The 20195-nt window shown below is 43.6% G+C and carries 12 protein-coding genes; 1 reads left to right on the top strand and 11 read right to left on the bottom strand.

Going from position 1 to position 20195, the window contains the following annotated elements; genetic code table 11:
- The 3 genes from F6K52_RS14515 to F6K52_RS14505 all read right to left on the bottom strand — a co-directional run.
- Positions 1-1409: tetratricopeptide repeat protein (locus tag F6K52_RS14515; RefSeq protein ID WP_293078693.1), on the bottom strand; the 1409-nt coding region annotated here is incomplete at its 3' end.
- Entirely contained in the window at positions 1406-3979 is a 2574-nt protein-coding gene (locus F6K52_RS14510) for a filamentous hemagglutinin N-terminal domain-containing protein (protein ID WP_293078695.1), read from the bottom strand. The genes F6K52_RS14510 and F6K52_RS14515, both read right to left, overlap by 4 nt.
- Positions 3980-4194: 215 nt before the next feature.
- On the bottom strand, positions 4195-7875 hold the full coding sequence (locus tag F6K52_RS14505) for a filamentous hemagglutinin N-terminal domain-containing protein (RefSeq protein ID WP_293078691.1): 3681 nt from the start codon (positions 7873-7875) through the stop codon (positions 4195-4197).
- Between F6K52_RS14505 and F6K52_RS14500 the strand changes: the two genes are divergently transcribed.
- A complete protein-coding gene (locus F6K52_RS14500; protein ID WP_293078689.1) occupies positions 7874-8104 on the top strand; it encodes a hypothetical protein in 231 nt (76 codons plus the stop codon). The genes F6K52_RS14505 and F6K52_RS14500 overlap by 2 nt on opposite strands.
- Here the strand turns inward: F6K52_RS14500 and F6K52_RS14495 are convergent.
- The 8 genes from F6K52_RS14495 to F6K52_RS14460 all read right to left on the bottom strand — a co-directional run bounded on the left by F6K52_RS14495 (position 8097) and on the right by F6K52_RS14460 (position 19375).
- On the bottom strand, positions 8097-9707 hold the full coding sequence (locus F6K52_RS14495; protein WP_293078687.1) for an HlyD family efflux transporter periplasmic adaptor subunit: 1611 nt from the start codon (positions 9705-9707) through the stop codon (positions 8097-8099). The genes F6K52_RS14500 and F6K52_RS14495 overlap by 8 nt on opposite strands.
- A 7-nt stretch (positions 9708-9714) precedes the next feature.
- A complete protein-coding gene (locus tag F6K52_RS14490) occupies positions 9715-12663 on the bottom strand; it encodes a peptidase domain-containing ABC transporter (protein ID WP_293078685.1) in 2949 nt (982 codons plus the stop codon).
- Positions 12660-12812: a hypothetical protein gene (locus tag F6K52_RS14485; RefSeq protein WP_293078683.1), complete on the bottom strand. Its 153-nt coding sequence runs from the start codon at positions 12810-12812 to the stop codon at positions 12660-12662. The genes F6K52_RS14490 and F6K52_RS14485 overlap by 4 nt, the downstream gene beginning before the upstream one ends.
- Positions 12813-12995: 183 nt before the next feature.
- Positions 12996-13769: a peptidylprolyl isomerase gene (locus tag F6K52_RS14480; RefSeq protein WP_293078681.1), complete on the bottom strand. Its 774-nt coding sequence runs from the start codon at positions 13767-13769 to the stop codon at positions 12996-12998.
- An 840-nt stretch (positions 13770-14609) separates the two neighbouring features.
- Positions 14610-16619: a M48 family metalloprotease gene (locus F6K52_RS14475; RefSeq protein WP_293078679.1), complete on the bottom strand. Its 2010-nt coding sequence runs from the start codon at positions 16617-16619 to the stop codon at positions 14610-14612.
- Positions 16609-17202: a hypothetical protein gene (locus F6K52_RS14470; RefSeq protein WP_293078677.1), complete on the bottom strand. Its 594-nt coding sequence runs from the start codon at positions 17200-17202 to the stop codon at positions 16609-16611. The genes F6K52_RS14475 and F6K52_RS14470 overlap by 11 nt, the downstream gene beginning before the upstream one ends.
- A gap of 245 nt (positions 17203-17447) precedes the next feature.
- Positions 17448-17582: a hypothetical protein gene (locus F6K52_RS14465; RefSeq protein ID WP_293078675.1), complete on the bottom strand. Its 135-nt coding sequence runs from the start codon at positions 17580-17582 to the stop codon at positions 17448-17450.
- 107 nt (positions 17583-17689) lie between these two features.
- Positions 17690-19375 (bottom strand): hypothetical protein, encoded by a 1686-nt coding sequence (locus F6K52_RS14460; RefSeq protein ID WP_293078673.1) that lies wholly within the window; start codon positions 19373-19375, stop codon positions 17690-17692.
- Positions 19376-20195 lie beyond the last annotated feature (820 nt).

The following is a 20195-nucleotide window of genomic DNA, read 5'->3' as shown; positions in this document are numbered from 1 at the left end:
ACTAATTCTCGGTAGACTGGTTCGACGCTTTCTCGAAACCCAAACTGAATATCGCTACTAATCGCGACTAGGTCGCTACGGATAGATTGGAGGGTTTGCACCGATTGAGCATAAGCCGCAATCGCGTTTGTTTTATCCTGTTTTAGATTGAGGATTCTGCCTAGTTGCCATTGCCATTGATAGGCTAAATCCGGAGCCTGGATTTCTTGGGCAATAACTAAGGCTTTTTCGGTTAAGTCTTGGGCTTCATCAACACGTTGATTGTATTCGTATAAAGTTCCCAAGTTACCAATGGCTTCTGCTTCCGCTCGTTTATCTCCTAAATCCCTAGCCAACTGAATAGCATCAGCCAGATAATTAGCCAGGGCTTTCGGAGTTTTTAGTTGTGTATTTTCAGATTTTAACAGGATTTTGGCTAGCTTAATTCTCGCATTTATGGCTCTTTGATTGGGAGATAATGTGGTTAAGCTATAGTCTATCGCTGGCAATAACCCTCTGGCTCGTGACCACTCTTTTGTAGCTATCAATACACTCAGTTGATTTAATTGTCCCTGAATTTTAATATCTGCTAAGGGAGATTCCTTGACAACCCGTTGATAGAAATATATTGCGTCTTCTGTGTCTCCTTTTAATCTAGCAGTATTTCCTAAACTGAGGAGATTTTCAGCAATCAAAGTCTGATTTGGTAAGTTTTCCGCTATGGCTAAACTTTGTTGTAAAATTTCTTGAGAGTCTTGGAATTTTCCCACTCTCCTGAGGACATCACCTAGGTATTGAAGGGCGGTACTTTTGAGAGCGCTATCAGGTTGGTCTTGGATAGTTTCTGTGATTTGAGTTAAGGTTTTAGTGGCTTGATTATACAACCCTAATATTCGTAAGGCTTGGACTTGGTAAATCTGACTTTCCGTTAATCTAGTTAAGTCTCCGATATCTTGGTAGATAGCACTAGTTTGCTGCCAAGTCGATAAGGCTTTTTCCCCTTGACCTAGTGATAAGTATACTTGTCCTTGGACTGACAGAATTTGGGCTTGTAATTGTTGACTTTCCTTGGTTAATGGCAGTTGTGAGAGTTGGGTAAAACTCTGGGATATTGTCTGTTTAGCTTGTGCCCAGTCTCCCAAACGTTGATAAACTAACCCTAGATTTACCAAAGCATTAATCTCACCAATAATGTCTCCACTATCGCTGTAGTTACTAATAATTTGCTCCAACAACGGTATCGCCTTTTTATATTGACCTGTTTCATAGAGTTGTTGGGCTTGTTGGTCTAGGGAATCGGGAATCGGGAGTGGGGAATCGGGAATCGGGAATCGGGAATCGGGTGTGATGACAACAGAATTTGATAAGGCTTCCCCGGATGGTAGGAAGCAGGTTAATGCAATTCCAATTAAAAATGATAGTTTTTTCATATCCCTGTTCCCTGTTCCCTGTTCCCTATTCCCACATGACAATCAAGATGGGGCAATATCTGATCAACAGGAGTACCCCGAAACGGTTGCGCCGTCAGAATAATTGTGCCATCCTTTGCGATTACCCAGCCTTGGGCTTCGATAATTACTTTTTTTTCCTGGGGAGGTTGAGGCCGTGTCACATTAGCTTGCTGCTGTAATCGTTGTCTGTTGCTGGCTAAGCCAGGACGAGAGAGCCAGCCCACGGTTCTGTCAGTATTAATCACTGGATCGTCTGCACTAGCTGGTAAACCCCCTTTGCCGGTAATGAAAAAGGAACTCCCGCCAGCAATCCGATTATTCTCAAAGCCACAAAGGTCATTGGCGAGGATCGCTTCTGCATCTACCGGGCTTCCTGGCAATTCGGTTAATCCTGATGTGGGGTCTACGTCTGGGGTGTTAAGGATTACTTCACCGCTGAATGATGAGCCAAGTTCGGACGTGGCAGTGATGTCATTTTCTGGAGTGAGACTGTCTCGAAACTCTAAACCAAAGATGCCTTGGGCTTTAATCTCAACACTACCTCCTGGGCCTTCTTCAGCATTAGCGGTGATGTCGCTATTTCCCAGACCGACTAAAGTATCAGTATCAATGGTGATATTGCCGCCAGTTGTTGTATTCCTAGCGTCAGTTAGAATCAAGCTTTCGTTGAGGAGTCGGATGTCACGAGCTTCTAGCATAATATTGCTGTTGTCAATATTGCTGTTCTCTCCTGCTGCTGTTTCTGCTGAGATCCTGCCATTGTTGTTAAGGAAGATGGAGTTGGCATTAATATCTACCGTGCCTGCTAAACTGCCCTGTTGAATGCTTCTAGCCCTAACTAGTGCTCCATCAGAGACAATTAACTCCCCAGTGTTAATACTTACATCTCCCCCATTTCCTTTCCCTTCAGTGGAAGCAAACAAGCCGCTGCTAAAACGACCATCGGCTGAGATACCCATGAGTTCAATCCTAGAGGCATTGACACTCAAAGTGCCCCCGTTCCCTTCACGCCTTGTGGTAGCTGACACAACGGCTCCATCAGAGACAATTAACTCCCCAGTAGTAATACTCACATTTCCCCCATTTCCTGTGCCTGTAGTAGCAGAAAACAAGCCGTTGGGAAAGCGAGTATTGGCTATCGTACCCCCGATGAGTTCAATCCTAGAGGAGGCATTGACAATCAAGCTTCCCCCCTTCCCTTTACCGAAAGTGCTAGCTGACACAACGGCTCCATCAGAGACAATTAACTCCCCAGTGGTAATACTTATCTTTCCCGCGTTTCCTGTTGAGCCTGGATTAGTTTGACTAAACAAGCCACCGGGTAACTGACCATCGGGTGTCCTACCCATGACTTTAATACTAGAGGAGGCATCTACACTCAAGGTTCCTCCGTTCCCTTCACCAACAGTGCCAGCTGACACAACGGCTCCATCTTTGACAATTAACTCCCCAGTGGTAATACTTACATCTCCCGCGTTTCCTGTTGCTCCTGCAAGTACTCTGGTTCCCAAAGCGCTCATAGTACCATCAGCCGATACACCACTTACTCGAACAGATTCCGAGGTATCCACTGTCACATCTCCCCCCTGTCCTGAACCCAATACATTCCCAGTTATCCTAGAACCACCCTCAAGACTTAGCTTAGAAGCCTTAACAACTATTCCAGCACCACTGCCACTGCCGTTGGTATTCGCAAATACACCAGAGCGATCGCCTAAACTCACATTACTCCCCTGCAGCTTTATACTCCCACCACCTTCGCCACTGGTATTGACTCCAGCACCCTCGGACAAACTAATATCCTGAAACTCTTGAACTGGTGAATAATCCAACACAAAACTTGTATCGGTTGGGGTCAAGTTCACTACACCATTCGAACCAACACTCCCCAGCTCAATCCGTCCATCCGATGCACCTAGAGCGCCATTAGGAATAGTAACCTCACCACCAATCAGCCCTAAGGTTTGACCATTTGGTACCTCAAGCCCACTAGACTGATTAGTAATACTTCCGGGATTTGAGCCATATTGCAAACCAGATGGTATATTAATAGTTAATAACGGTTTATCATTGGGATTTTTAGTGCTGAATACTGTGCCATCTTCAAACAACACACTATCAGCAGTACTCCCAAAAAAGGAGCCTCCTAGATCTAGTCTGCTATTGGGACCGAAGAAAATACCGTTGGGATTTATCAGAAATAAATTAGCATTGCCCAACACTCCCAGAGTCCCCAAAATATTGGAAACATTAGTTCCCGTTACCCGACTCAGGATGTTCTGAATTCCAGCTGGATTAGCAAAATAAACTCGCCCAAACTCGGCCACATTGAAATCTTGAAAGCTGTGGAATAGATTACTGTCTCTAATCGCCCCACCTTCAATTAAATCTGCTAGGGCACCGTTAATATTGACATTGGGCGTTACTACAGACCTTTCATTTCCCAGGGTATTATCTGGGGTAATTTGTCCTAATGCCGTAGTTGCACCCAGTAGAGAACACAGAACAAAAGGACTTGCTGCCACAAGTTGCTCAATCCGAGATTTCATGTTAATCAATCAAAATGCTCCCGATGTCTGGGATTATTTCATTAACTATGAGTTAAGATTTAATGATTTAAAAAATCTTTAAAAGACTTTACTGGAAATTAATAAAAATATAGCCAATGAAACTCAGAACAGGTAAAAAAACCTGTATCCCTCATAGCGATTAGAATTGCTATATAAGATGATGACAATATTTCCGAGTCCCTACTCCCGAATCCCTATCTCCCAACTCCCACATGACAATCAAGATTGGGCAATATCTGATCAACAGGAGTACCCCTAAACGGATGAGCCGTCAGAATAATGGTGCCATCTTTTGCTATTACCCAGCCTTGGGCTTCGATAATTACTTTTTTTTCTTGGGGAGGCCGTATTACATTAGGTTGCTGCTGTAATCGTTGTCTACTACTGCTGGCTAACCTAGGACGAGAGAGCCAGCCCACTGTTCTGTCAGTATTAATCACTGGATCGTCTGCACTAGCTGGTAAACCCCCTTTTCCGGTAATGAAAAAGGAACTGCCCCCAGCAATCCGATTATTCTCAAAGCCACAAAGGTCATTGGCCAGGATCGCTTCTGCATCTACGGGGCTTGCTGGCAATTCGTTTAAGCCTGAAGTGGGGTCTACTTGGGAAATATTGAGAATTACGTCACCGTTGAAGGATGAGCCAAGAGTGGAGGTGGAAGTGATGTCATTGTCTGGAGTTGGACGATCCCGAAACTCTAAGCCAAAGATGCCTTGGGCATTAATCTCAACACGACCTCCTGAGCCAAATTCAGCATTGGCGGTGATGTCGCTATTTCCGAGACCGACTAGGGTATCAGTATCAATTGTGATATTGCCCCCAGTTCTGGTATTCCTAGCGTCAGTTAGAATCAAGCTTCGGTTGAGGAGTCGGATATCACGAGCTTCTAGCTCAATATTGCCTTGGTCTCCTGCTGTTTCTGCTGTGATCCTGCCACCGTTGTCAAGGAAGATGGAGTTGGCATTAATATCTACCGTGCCTGCTGAACTACCCTGTTCAAAGCTTCTAGCACTAACAACTGCTCCATCAGAGATTATTAACTTGCCAGTGGTAATATTCAAAAACTCTCCGGCATTTCCTGTGGCTTTTCGATTAACTCCAATAAACAAGCCAGTGGGAAACTGATCATCGGGTGTCCTACCAATAAGTTGAATACTAGAAGAGGCATCTACAGTCAAATTGCCCCCATTCCCTTCACCGGAAGTGGCAGCGGAAACTTGTGCCCCATCAGAGACGATTAACTCCCCAGTGTTTATCTTCAACTCTCCCGCTTTTCCTTTCCCTTGAGTTTGGGTAGTCAAGCGGCTGAGAAACTGACCATCGGCTGAGGTACCAATCACTTGAACAGTAGAGTCGGCATCCACAATCAAATTGCCCCCATTCCCTTCACCCAAAGTGGCAGCGGAAACTTCTGCTCCATCAGAGACGATTAACTCCCCAGTGGTAATTTTCAACAACTCTCCGGCATTTCCTGTTCCTTGAGCTTGAGTCAATAAACGGCTGGCAAACCGACCATCGGCTGAGGTACCAATCACTTGAACCTTTGAGTCCGCATCTACAGTCAAATTGCCCCCATTCCCTTCACTAAAAGTACTAGCATTAACTCTTGCTCCATCTTTGACAATTAACTCCCCAGTAGTAATACTGACATCTCCCGCTTTTCCTTTCCCAAAAGTTACAGTCAAAAAGCTGCTGAGAAACCTACCCGAGGCTGAGGTACCAATCAGTTGAACCGTAGAGGAGGCATCCACTGTCACATTTCCCCCGTCCCCTTCATCAAGAGTGGTAGTTGAAACAACTGCTCCATCAGAGACGATTAACTCCCCAGTGGTAATACTGATATCTCCCGCTTTTCCTGTTGCAAGAGTTTCAGTAAACAAGGCACTGAGAATCCCACCATCGGCTGAGGTACCAATCAGTTGAATACTAGAAGAAGCATTGACAGTCAAATTTCCCGCGTCCCCTTCACCAAAAGTGATAGTTGAAACTTTTGCTCCATCAGAGACGATTAACTCCCCAGTGGTAATACTCACATCTCCCGCTTTTCCTGTTGCAAGAGTGTCAGCAGACAAGGTGCTGACCAACCTACCATCAGCGGTCGTACCAATCACTTGAACAGTAGAGTCCGCATCCACACTCAAATTTCCCGCGTCCCCTTCACCAAAAGTGATAGTTGAAATTTGTGCTCCATCAGAAACCATTAACTGCCCAGTGGTAATACTGATATCTCCCCCTTTTCCTGTCTCAGAAGTTCTAGCAAGCAGGCTGCTGGGAATTTGACCATTGGGTGAGGTGCCAATTAGTTGAACAGATTCAGAGGCATCCACAGTCAAGTTTCCGCCTTCCCCTTCACCAAAAGTTTCAGTTGAAACTTGTGCCCCATCAGAGACGATTAACTCCCCAGTGGTAATACTGATATCTCCCGCTTTTCCTGTTCCAAAAGTTGTAGCAAACAAGCCGCTGAAAATCCTACCATTGGCTGATGTACCAATTAGTTGAACAGATTCAGAGGCATCCACAGTCAAGTTTCCGCCTTCCCCTTCACCAGAAGTGCTAACATTGACTTGTGCTCCATCAGAGACGATTAACTCCCCAGTGGTAATACTGATATCTCCCGCATTTCCTGTTCCAAGAGTTGTAGCAGACAAGCCGCTGAAAATCCTACCATTGGCTGAAGTACCAATTAGTTGAACAGATTCAGAGGCATTAACAATCAAATTTCCGCTATCCCCTTCACTACTAGTGATAGCTGAAACAAATCCTCCATCAGAGAGGATTAACTCCCCAGTGGTAATACTTAAATCTCCCGCTTTTCCTGTTGCTCCTTCCGTGACGTCGGCTGCCAAGAAACTGAGAGTACCATCAGACGCACCAACCACTTGCACAGATTCAGAGACATCCACTGTCAAATCTCCCCCCTGTCCTGAGCCCGATACATTCGCAAATATCCCAGAACCACCCTCAAGATTCAACTGAGAAGCCTTAACCACTATGCCACCGCCACTGCCACTCCCTTGGGTATTCCCAAAAACCAAAGAGCGATCGCGTAAACTCACATTAGCCCCCTGCACCTGGATACTGCCACCACCTTCCCCACTGGTAATAACAAAAGCAAAGTCGGACAAACTAATATCCTGAAACTCTTGAACTGATGAATAATCCAACACAAAACTAGTATCCGTTGGGGTCAGCTTCACCACACCATTACGCACACTCCCCAGCTCAATGCGTCCATCCAATGCACCTAGAATCCCACCAGGAATAGTAACCTCACCACCAATTAACCCTAAGGTTTGACCATTTGGTACCTCAAGCCCACTAGACTCATTAGTAATACTCCCTGGATTGGAACCATATTGCAAGCCAGAGGGAATATTAATCGTCAACAATGGTTGCCCATTGGGATTTTTAGCACTGAACACTGTGCCATCTTCAAACAACACACTATCAGCAGTACTCCCAAAAAATGAGCCTCCCAGATCGAGTCTGCTATTGGGACCGAAGACAATACCATTGGGATTTATAACAAATAAGTTAGCATTGCCCAACACTCCCAGAGTGCCCAAAATATTGGAAACATTTGTTCCAGTTACCCGACTCAAGATGTTCTGAATTCCAGCAGGATTCGCAAAATAAACTCGCCCAAACTCTGCGACATTGAAATCTTGAAAGCTGTGGAAGAGATTGCTATCTCTAATCGCCCCACCTTCAATTAAATCTATTACAATCCCGTTAATATTGAGATTGGTTACTACAGACCTTTCATTATCCAGGGTATTATCTGGAGTGATTTGTCCTAATGCCGTAGTTGCAGCTAGTATAGAACACAGAACAAAAGGACTTGCTTGCAGAAGTCGGTAAACTACAGCTTTCATGTTAATCAATAGAGCTCCTGATGCCTGGCATTATTTCATAAACTATGAATTAAGCTTTATTGATGTAACAATTCTTGAAAAGACTTTACTTGAACTTCATAAAAATATAGCAAAGGTAACAGGGAGTCGGGAGTCAGGAGTCGGGAGAGTGAAACAGTCAACTATTATTACTGTTCCCTGTTCCCTGTTCCCTATTCCCGATTCCCGATTCCCGATTCCCTCTATTTAGTCCCCTTCAAACTATCCAACTTATTAGTTAAAAAGCCAGTAAAGATAGTAATCACTCGACGCTTTCTCTCCTTAATATTCACACTTACCGACATCCCTGATGCTAGGGGTACTGAGTTGCCTTTAATATCGATAAACTGCTGTTTTAGGGCAATTTTAGCAGGAAAACGGTAATAAGAATAAATTTGATCGGGCTCTAAAGCATCGGCTCCAATAGAGATTAATTTACCTTTGATATCACCAAACTCACTAAAATTAAAGGAATCAATTCTGACATCCACCTCCATCCCTTCTTTTACAAAACCCCGGTCTTTATTGGTGATATAAACTTCAGCAATTAGCTCATCATTCGGCACAATTTCTAGAATAGTTTCGCTACTAGTTGTCACAAAGCCTGGGCGAGCCTTTAGCTCAAAAACTTTGCCAGCTACGGGAGCTGTGATTTCGTGATACTTCAAATTTTGCTTAATTTGACTAATTTGACTATCAATTTCCGCTATCCGTTTATCATTTTCTACAATTTGCTTACCGAGCTGACTATCGATATCAGCAATCCGTTGTTGATTCACAGCAATCCGGTCCTGTAGCTCAGTTTGAGAAGCTGCAATGGTATTCGCCAATTGTGCTTTAGCTTGAGCGATCGCACTTCTAATCCGTTCTTGTTCCTGAATTAACTGGTTGACCTCAGCTTGCTGTGTACCAACCTCAGCTTCACGTGTACCAACCTCAGCTTCCCCTCTACCGACCTCTTGTTTCTGTCTACGGTATTGAATTTTGGGAACAGCTCCTTCAGTAAGTAACGGTTCAAAATCAGTTAAAATCTCCTGCTCAGTTGCTAAATTAGTCTGTGCAGTCACTAAATTATTGTTAGCTGTACTCAACAGATTTCTAGCATTAGCTAATTGGATTTTAGTTTGCCCTAGCTGATTTTCTAGTTGCTGAATTTCTTGCTTATTCGCCGTTACCCGAGAATTAAATTCTGCCAGGTTTATCTGTAGACGAAATTGTTGCTCTGAGGTCAGGTTGGCTCCACCATCAGCCCCAGTCACTTGCACTCGATAGAGTTTATTTTCTGCCACTAAGTTAGCGCGGTTTTTAATAAGAAGCAAAACTTCTACTGGCAAGTTTAGCTGGACATTATCAGGTTGACTAGCTTGATCGGAACCGATTTGAGCACGATAAAACTGATTTTCTTGGATTAACGATTTCTGAATTTGTTCCAGAGAAACCAACTGAGCTTGAGCAGAGGTCATATCAAAGCGAATCAGAACATCATCTGGCTTCACCAGCTCCCCATCCTTAATCAAAACCTCTGCTACTACACCACTAATCGATGCTTGAACTTCCTTAACATCCCCTTGTGGCTCTAACTTGCCCTGTGCTGGAATCACTTTCTCAATTTTTGCCACACTTGCCCAAGTAATTCCAAAGGTTGTTATCCCCACCAGTCCCCAAAGAATAGCCCGCGACCAAATGCTAGGTTGTTTCAGAAAAACGCTAGGTTGTTGCGGAATAATTGGTTGGGATAATTCCTGCTCTTGAATTACCTCATTGGTAGTGGGCTCAGCGTAAGAGTTGTCAGTTGTGCGGTTGGATGTAATCATGATTTTTTTATTTATAAAGACAATAATAACGCCCTTTAATAGCCATTAACTCTTGATGAGTTCCCATCTCTTCGATGACTCCTTTAGACATCATTAAAATCAGGTCAGAGTTCTTAATTGTGCTGAGTCGGTGGGTAATGAATAAAACAGTACGACCTTTAAAGGCTTCAGCTAAATTAGTACAGACTCTTTGCTCGGTTTCATAGTCTAAAGCGCTGGTGGCTTCATCTAAAATTAGTAGTCGTGGATTTTGCAAAACTGCACGGGCGATCGCTATTCGCTGTCGCTGTCCTCCAGATAAGGCTGAACCTCGCTCTCCCACCTGAGTGTTGTAGCCATTGGGCAAGTCCATAATGAAATCGTGAGCAGCAGCTATTTTAGCAGTAGCAATAATTTCTTCAGTGGTAGCTTCTGGATTATTGAGGGCAATGTTTTCATGAATTGTCCCCTCGAATAACAGAGGGTTCTGGGGAACAATCCCTAGCTGACGTCGTAGGGAATAGAGTTCAACTTTACTAATGTCATAGTTATCAATTAGAATTCGACCCCCTAAGGGTTCATAGAAGCGGGGTAAAAGCTTAGTTAAGGTACTTTTACCAGAGCCACTTTGTCCCACAATTCCTACAAAACAACCAGCGGGGATGTCGAGATTAATTTTACTGAGCTGCAACGGACCACTATTACCAAACCGGAAGGAAATATTCTCATATTTTACAGTTCCTGTAATCGGTGGCATGGTTAAGTTATTCTGTTCTTCTACTGGGGATTCTTGAGGGTGATTAAGAATATCACTCAGACGCTCAATGGATAGAGCAGTTTCCTGGAAGTTTTGCCATAGTTGAGACAGCCGCAGCAAGGGACTGGTGACATAGCCAGCAATAATCCGAAAAGCGATTAATTCTCCTAGGGTTAATTCACTTTGGAGTACTAAATAAGCTCCCACCCATAGCACTAATAGACTGGATAATTTATGGAGAAAATTGCTGATTGAACTAGCAGTAGTGGAGAGCTTAACCGCTTTAAATCCTTCTGAAATATAACCACCGTAGCGCTGTTGCCAAGACATGCGAGATCGTAGTTCAATGTTTTGGGATTTAACGGTTTCAATACCATTAAGCACTTCCACTAAGTAAGAATGGGTTTGTGCGTTGCGCTGGGCTTTAGTCCTTAACATGCGCCGCAATATTGGTGAAAAGATTAGGGTCAGCAAGATAAACAAGGGCACAACAGCTAATGCGGCTAGGGTAAGTAGGGGACTGTAGAGCACCATCACGGCAATATAGATCACAGAAAAGACTGCATCTAATACTACAGTTAAGGCTGTTCCGGTCATAAACGAGCGAATTTTTTCTAATTCCTGAACCCTGGTTGCTAATTCCCCAACGGTACGTCGTCCAAAATAACTCATTGGTAAACGCACCAAGTGGTCAATGACCTGGGAGGCTAGGGCTAGGTCAATCCGGTTAGTAGTATCAGAGAATAAATAGGTACGTAAAGCACTTAAGATTGCTTCAAATAGTGCTACAACTATCAGTAAAATTCCCAATACATGGAGAGTATCTAGGCTATTACCACCAATTACCTGGTCGATAATTACCTGGGTCATTAAAGGATTGACTAAGCCAAAGAGTTGGACAAAAAACGATGCGATTAATACTTCAAAGAGTACCTGACGATAGCGAGAGAGTATTGGGATAAACCAGGAAAGACCAAACTTTTTCTTGGGGGTAGTTGTTGCTTCTTTTAGTAGTAGTACTTGACCGGATTTGCCCCAAATGTCGATAAAGGTAGATAATTTACGGCGTTTGATACCACCAGATGTTGGTATCCCCAGTACCACTTCTTTTGGTGACGCGTTGTAGACAACAGCGAAAGTGTCTTCCCAACGGATCAGAGCTGGTGTTGGCAGCTGACTAATGGTATTTGCTGCTATCTTAACTAACTGGGTTTGCAATCCCATTAAATCCGCGATCGCAGCGCAAAATGGTAAAGTAATGGTGCCGGTTTTTTGCTGGTTAGTAATCACTCTTTGGATTACCTCCCGCTTAAAGGGCACTTGGAGATATTCACTGAGCATCTCGAAGCAGGCTAAGGTCTCTTTTAAAATACCTCTGCCACTTTTAAAGGGATATTTTCTGCTGTGCTCTTGACCCTGATTAACTACAGGTAAGGATTCCGGTAATGCGATCGCATCACGAGCAGGGCGAAATTCCAGTTCAGGGGTACCAGAAATAGACGTTATCCCTGCATTGTTACCAGTTGCTACCTCCGCCGATAGCATTGATTTCGGTAGTCCCACCAAGCGCACTTGCTTGAGAGTGGCGTAATTAGGGTTTTGTGAAGTGATACGGCTACCCACTGGCAAGTTAGGGGGAGGATTACCGCCACTGACAAACCACATCCACTCTGGGTCTAATTGGGCTGAGTCTGCTGGGGGAAAGTGGTAAACTACTGCTTGTTGAAACCCTTTCAGTGCTAGTTTCCGGAGCTCCGTGATGCCATCGGCTCGACGTTCGAGCTCAGCACCAAGTAAGTCAAAGATTTCAATCAAGGCACAATGGTCTTGAAAGGCAGTAGCTAGAGAGGGATAGGTCTGTAACAGCTGGAAAAATTCCTTTGCTGGTAGGGCTAGACAATCTACTTCCTCAGATGCGATCGCAGTTTCACTATAGACTTCCCGTACTAAGCTCGCCCAGCCTAAAATCGCACCGGGAGAGAGCTTTTGAACCGTTACCTCCTTATTTGTGCGGGGGTCATAACCCAGTAGGCGAGCTTGTCCTTGATAGAGAATTACCACATGGGAAGGTATTTTCTCCCGCATTAAAATTGTTTCACCAAGGTGATAGTGTACTGGCTGCAATTGTGCAGATAGTTTTTCTAACGCTGTGGTTGGTAGTTGATTAAAAGGAGATACACTAGCAATAAATTCTTGGATAGGGGAAGTGGTAAAAGTCATGGCAATAAAATTAAAGAGTAGGGAGTAGGGAGTAGGGAGTAGGGAGTAGGGAGTAGGGAGTAGGGAACAGGGAACAGGGAACAGGAAAATAATCCTGTGTACTTAATAGTTATGAAAAATGCTGTAAATACAAAGTGATTAACGATCACCGATATAGCATTTATAAATAGATCATCATAACCAATATTGATTTCTCATAAGACCAAAAAATTTTATAGGGTTTATTGCATTTATGAAGTAGGCTTAATTGCCTCAAAGTCCCCCTTATTAAGGGGGATTTAGGGGGATCTCTTTGTAGCTTATGGGAGAGAGAATTGCTATATATCTTGACCCTACTCCCTGCTCCCTACTCCCTGCTCCCTGTTCCCTACTCCCTGCTCCCTATTCCCTGTTTCTATCAATTGTTGTAATTGCTCACCGAGCCATCTATTAAACAATTCCTTCAACAGTCGCTGACGCATGGGTTGGTCTAACTGTGCTGGAATTAATTTTTCTAGGCGCACAATCACAATCCACTCCCCTATTTGTGCTGGTGGCCACAACTGACCAGGCTGACTCAATTTCAGAATCCGAGCAATCTGAGGGTGGGGCATAGTTATCGGCATCAGACCAATTAATCCTCCACTTTGAGCTTCTGGTCCTTGGGAATATTTCCGTGCTATTTCAGCAAAGGATTGCTCTCCATCCTCCAGCCGATAATAAAGTTCCCGAGCAACACCTTTATGCTTAACCCGAATCAACGAATAACTAACCTGATCTAGCTGCTGTTTGCGCTCGAGAAAGTAAGATTCTAGTCGATCACCCCAGGTTTCTTGTTGGAATTTTTCAATTTGTAGCTCACGGGTTGCCAAGGCTTTTAATTGGTTTAGAGTGATCTGATGATTCTGACACCAAGCCTTACATGCTTTATCATCCGTGAGCTTATGTTTGGCATAAAACCGCTCTTCAGCACTGGTTTCCTCTTCTGGGGTGCAGCTGATTCCAGCGATCCCATGGTCAATAATAATTTCCCGGAATAGCTGAGGTAGCAAAAGATATCGTCTCAGCAGGGGGATAATTTCTGATGCTGTAATAGTTTGGTTACCAACTTGTAAAATGTCTTTCATCACGCTTTTATATAAAATTGTAAGTATTCAGCTTAAGCGCTACGCGCACGCTACGCGAACAGCTATCAGCTATCAGCTATCAGCTATCATCTATCAGCTATCATCTATCAGCTATCAGCTATCAGTTTTGTGGCACAAGCTTCGACGCTGTGAGATAACGATATAACGCTACGCGAAGGTTTAATCTCTTTGAATAAAACGGTCTAATTCGGTAACTCCGTTGGGTTAAACATTAAGCTGACGGCTGACAGCTGACAGCTGACGGCAATTCTCATATTGACTTGATAGTGATAGCTGTTAAAATTAATTAATTGTTTCTCAAATATGAATTCGCTATAGTCCGCTAGGTCATCAATTCCTAGCACGTTTAAAAGAATTTCAGTTATAAGCCAAACTATAATTTTCTGCCACATCACCCTGTCCTCTTTACCTGTCTAGTTTTAGAGTAATGAGCAGAGCCAGGAATACTGTCTCAGTTTTTGCCTCAGTTTTGGTATGAAGTGTTTTTAGAGAGCTGATTAGTTGGCTTTTACTTAGATTACTTTCAGGGTATATTCAGATTAATCTTAAGTTACTTTCAGATTGAGTCATAAATAGATAACTTAAATAAAAATAGGGGTGTATATACCATAGTATGGAAGACTATTTGTCTCAGTTTTTGTATCAGTTGTGCTGTTTTATTCAGACGTCTCTCATTTGTATCTAATATTATCTCTCCTACCTTCTCAGAAACTGACAAAATAAGGATAAGCTGAATAGATGGAACCTTTCCATCTATTCAATACTTATGTGGTGTTTGCTTCCGTCAGACTATAGACCTCACCAAGCTGGGGATCATGCTCAATTACCTACACTTTTGACTCTAAAACGTTTACTGTTGCGCAACCACTTTCCTATACCAGAGGCAATAACCACAGTTGGAACTGCGACTAATCCACCGGTATTAAATATCCTAGTGCCTAAAAATAATGCACCGGCCAAATTCAAGTTTGTGTGAATAAATACGCCACTGGCTATGATAAAAGCTGCGATGGATGCTGAGAACAGTCCATGTATACTCCCTAATGATCTCATCCAAGCTGCAACGAGTCCGGCTACCAACACTTGAATACATACAGATAGAAAGATGAACAGAGCAATATTGCTACCTAGTACAACCAAGATGAACACGAAGAAGTGACCAACTAGTCCACCCAGTAAACCAACAATTAACGCCAAAGTCGGTTTTAGCTGAATCTGTTGAGGTAAGGTTATCGGCTGAGACGGACTGTCTAGGAAGAGCCATTCTGAAACAGGAGTATTTTCTATCCGCCTGCGCCAGAACCAGGATGACAGAGGGAATGCCCACAAACCAATCAGTGCAAATGAGGTAAAAGGATTTAAAACAGTAATACTCTCAGAGCTCAAAAGATCTAAAACAGTAATACTCTCAAACAAAAATTGAGCGTTTAACGAAATAAGCCTCATGAAAAGACCAACGAACAGGCTAGATAGTATGATGCCTGCGATCGCAATTCCCCATCGATAGAAAATGCGGGGTGACTGAGTTGTTGCAGCAATAGGCAGCCATACCATTGCTCCCGCAGCCACCCACTCAACAAAGCCCGTTATACCGATCAACACCAAACCAGTCGACAGCAAAAGGGCAAGGGGAAAAGATGAGAATTGAGAAGCGCCTATAAACGAAATCTTCCATCCCACAACCATCCCCAATGCCAGTCCAACTCCGAGTCTGTTAATCCCCTGTACTGGCTTGCCACAGGCTACAGCAACAAACGTCGTACGCCAAGTTCCAGCACCAATGATGTAAATGATCAATATTACACAGAAAAATGCAGGTACAAAAAACATCAGTAAGCCCTGCATAAAGCTTGGCGAATCTGTCACTGATAAAAGTGTGAAAACAGCAAGGCTAATCAAACCAGCAAATGGAATCATAGTAGCCATACCTGTAGTAAAAGCATCCCAGAATCCCATTTGCAACAGTGGAGTTGGATTATCTAGAATACGTCGGCGATCGCCCAAATCTGGATGAGTCAGCCATATCCTCTGCCAGAAGCCTCGTTTTTCCGAAGACCGTTCCGCTGATTCCAGAGCCAGTCGCAATGCACTCGATTGTTGATCCCAGATCGAAGCACGTAGATCAGCATAGAACTCGCGCACTCGCAGAACAGCATTGCGCATCAGGTAAATCAACAAAAACAAAACCAGGACGCGCCCGCTCATGCCGAGGATTCGTTCCCAGGAACTGCGGAGTAAGGTAATCACAAATGTGGGTAAAGCCGTGATTAAAAAAGCCCACCAAACGGTAAATGACAGGTAAGTTCTATGAACATCGCCATTATAAATATGGGCAAGTTCATGGAAAAGAATCGCCCGAAACTCAGGCAGATTCTCTTCAAAAGAATTTACTAATCCATTCGGAAGATACACACATAAGCGCCCCCACCGACCAAATGCATAGCCTTCCTTAGTTTGATCCAGCACACCCCAAAAAAAACTGGGTAGACGGATTAAGCCAGCTTCTCTAGAGAGTTCATGGAGATAGCCTACCAAATCAGGAGTATCCCTGTCTTTTAGCGATCGCATTCTCTCTTTTTTAATTTTCCAGTCCGGCAGCCACCAGTAAATTACCACTGCCACACTCAGAGTCAGAATGCTACCACCCAGCATGCAAAGCGCACAAATCCCTGGGGAAAATTCACTTGTTTTATTCCAAATAACGGAATTGTAGAAATCTGCGTAAATAAAGAGGCTTGCACCTGTCACTGCAACGATTAACAGAATAAACCGAAACTCTGTATTACCTGGAAACTCGAAAGGATTAAGACGCAGTGAATTAAGTTTCATAATCTATCACAGTGGCTGATTGGGATTGTGCAGGGAGATTAGCAACCATTGCGTCAATGAGGCTCACGATCAGAGTATCCGAGAGGTTATATTGGCTGACAAGGGCTTTCACCTCAGGCTCGGCAAGGGTTTCCTGACGCAACTGCTGCTTTTCAACGATTGTCAGGGGAGGAAGTATGGATAGGTCTAATGGTGTCGATTTAGTCGATTTAGCTGCACTTTTGAAACCAAACTTTTTCAAAATATTTTTTAAAAAGCGAATGATAGGATTGGAGGGTTTATCTTTTGATAAATCCTCAACTATAAGATTCCACCCTCGATCAAGTAATTTGTCGATTACCTTATCTGCTATCTTACTGCCTAACCATAAAAGAATAGGAACAAGAATGATTTCTCCAATTCCAAACCCTGAGCCAACAGGTCTATCTTTAACCTGCATTCCTTCTAATGCTTTCTTAGGATATTTGAAGTATTCCTCACTATAAATGTCGAATAGTTCCAAATCCTTTGACTCTGGCTCGACCTGCTCCATGGTCTTGCGTGCTAGATTTTCTACAAATTGCTGGCGTTCTTGTTTAGTCATGTCGCTTTTCCTAAGGAAGCTTAATTTACTGTAAGTAAGCATTAAGCTAATGCACTACCAGCTTAATCATGCTGAGTGCTCATAGCTAATTTTTCAGTATCTATAGACTTATCCGGCTAGCCACCAAAAGTTATGCAGAAAATTTTAAATACGAGATTTATCTCGGGTCAGGAATTACCCACTAAAACCCTTAACATCCTGTTTTGACTGATCAGTCAAAATATGAAATCGGTATATAGATTTTATTAAATAGGTGAAGTACACAAGTTGTAGATTTTAAGAAATAGGAAATAGGGAACTAAAGAATCACTTTTTTCAAGTGTCATCTGGTGGTCAATATGCAGCGCGGTCATCGGGTTTCCCCCGAGACCGCGCTGCATCGCTTCTGAGTAAGGCTTATAGAATTAAGATAGGTTTGCCCTGGGGAATCACAGGAAAACTGTTAAATGACATTGTTGGATGACAGTCTTGGGATTAAAGTGTTGTGTTACACAAATGCATTAAATGCCTGCTCAGCAGCATCGAGATTACCGAATACAGTCAGATTATCCTCGCCGCCAAGGATGGCTACTACGGCTTCTTGACCACTAACTGTTTCGCGACCGAAACTAATATTGCCCAAGAACTCATCAGCGAAATCAAAGCTATCTGCTGCCTGAAAGTCATTGATTTGGTCAAAGTCCTGGAAACCGTCTTGGAAGATTTCACTGCCGAAGGCGAAGATGTCTGCACCGGAATTGCCAGTTAACAAGTCATTGCCAACGCCTCCGTTCAAGACATCATTAGCGCTACCACCAATCAGAGTATCATTGCCTTCATTACCGAAAACAGTACCGTTAACAGTGCCTGCGATACCATCATAGGTATCATCACCAGCACTGAGTAGAACATCGCCGTTGATAGTACCTTGGTTAACAATAGTTACGTCACCCTCAGCACCCTGAACATCAATACCGACCTGAGGGCTGCCTGCAACAACACCACCGTTGATAGTGCCCCTGTTAATGATTTCGCCGTTGAGTTCAACTCCGTCCTCAATCAGTACTGCTGCATCAGTTTCTGAGGTTAAGGTGCCTTCATTGACAATATCACCATTGAAGACTGAGAGGTCAGTATTAGTACCCTGTCTGAGGCGAACAGCTGTAGCTCGGTTGTTGCCCACCGGCACACCACGTCCGATCACCGTACCCCGATTAATCACACTACCTGTGACATCAGCACCGAGTTGTAGAGAAATGGCATCTCCATCATTGCCTTCACCTACATCGATCAGACCACTACTTTCGTTGACAATCGAGTAGGAAAGCGCACTCTGGTCAGTGTAAACGACACCATCCCGGGGACTGGCAGAGGTGAGAATCTCACCGAAGTTTTGCAGGCTAATATCTTGACCACCGATATTTACGGCACGACTAGCACTAGTGATAGTACCGAAATTTTGCAGCGCCCCAGAAGAGGTACCGCCATTGGCAAAGCTAACGCCGTTGAAAGCGCCATCAATGGTACCGGTGTTAACGATTGTACCGTTGAGTTCGACTCCCGACTCAATCAGTACACCACTGTCAGTTTCTGAGATCAACGTGCCTTCATTGATAATATCACCATTGAAGACTGAGGGCTCAGGATTAGTACCTTGTCTCAGGCGAATCGCAGTAGCTTGGTTATTACCCACCGGCACACCACGTCCGATCACCGTACCTTGATTAAGCACACTGCCTGTGACATTAGCACCGAGTTGTAGAGAAATGGCATCTCCATCATTACCCTCACCGACATCAATGAGAGCATCAGGACCGTTGAAAATATCATAGGATGTAGCAGTCTGGTCAGCGTAAACTACTCCATCCCGAGGACTTGCAGAGGAGATAATCTGGGCTAAGTTATCCACCCTAATGTTCTGACCACCGATGTTGACAGGACGACTATCACTGGTAATCAAGCCTTGGTTGGTTAATATACCAGAAGAAACACCACCATTAACGAAGTTGACACCGTTGAAGCTACCATCAATTGTGCCTGTTTCTGCGTTAAAGATGCTGGCATTAGTGCCGGTGATATCAACAGCACTACCATCAACATCCAATGTACCGAATACGGTTAAAGAATCCCCTACTCCGGGTAGTACTACGGGCTCGGTTAGAGTTTCTCCAGTGGGAATAAAAGTGTTTGACATCAAAGTTCCTCCGAATGCAAGTGAATTATGTTGAGACTGGAAGTAAACACTGGTCTACCGGCAATAGACCAGTGTAATGTGTGTAACCTCAGGCAAACATTGACCCTTAGGCAAAAACCATAGGTTTTAACAGGGCATTAACGCTGTTGTCTAGTCGCTAAGGTGTCTATATTTCTACAATGGCATTCGGATCAGAGCCTAATGTCTCAGTTTTTGTCTCAGTTTTTTAGCTCAGTTATTTTAATTAGGTTTAGTTGTATAATTTTTTTCATACTTAGCCCAGGGTGAGCTTATATTTTTCTCAGACTAATCTCAGTTTGAACCATAAACCGATGAAATTAATCCTATTCAGAAGCGATATTGTATAGCATAAGTTGGCATAATAATTGTCTCAATTTTTGTCTCAGTTGTCTCAGTTTTGCTCTTTTTCTCAGTTTGGCTTCAGTTTTTCTTCATTGATCAATTAAATCCTATGACATTTGGCTTAACAAGCGTGTTATATGATGTCAGGATAATTACCCTGTCAGCCATGCAAAGCGCGAGTGGGGGAAACCCCCGCAGGTCGGCGCTGCATCCCTTAATAAAAATCGCCCCATCTCCCCATCTCCTCATCTCCCCATCTCCCCATCTCCCCATCTCCCCACACTTTTATTATGGGTATTCAACCGAACTTGATATTATTCTCCCATCACCCCATCAACCTACAGTCTTAATGTCAATCATTTAACCTATCTACTTGAGTGATAGTGCTTAATTTTCGGCTGTTATCCGGGATAGGGTAATCAGTTAACGAAGGTGTGATCTGGTTTATAGGATTTAT

Origin of the sequence: Moorena sp. SIO3H5 (assembly GCF_010692395.1) — a bacterium.
Taxonomy (GTDB): Bacteria; Cyanobacteriota; Cyanobacteriia; order Cyanobacteriales; family Coleofasciculaceae; genus Moorena.
Note: the sequence above shows the minus strand (reverse complement) of the source record. Positions and strands in the feature narration are given on the sequence as shown.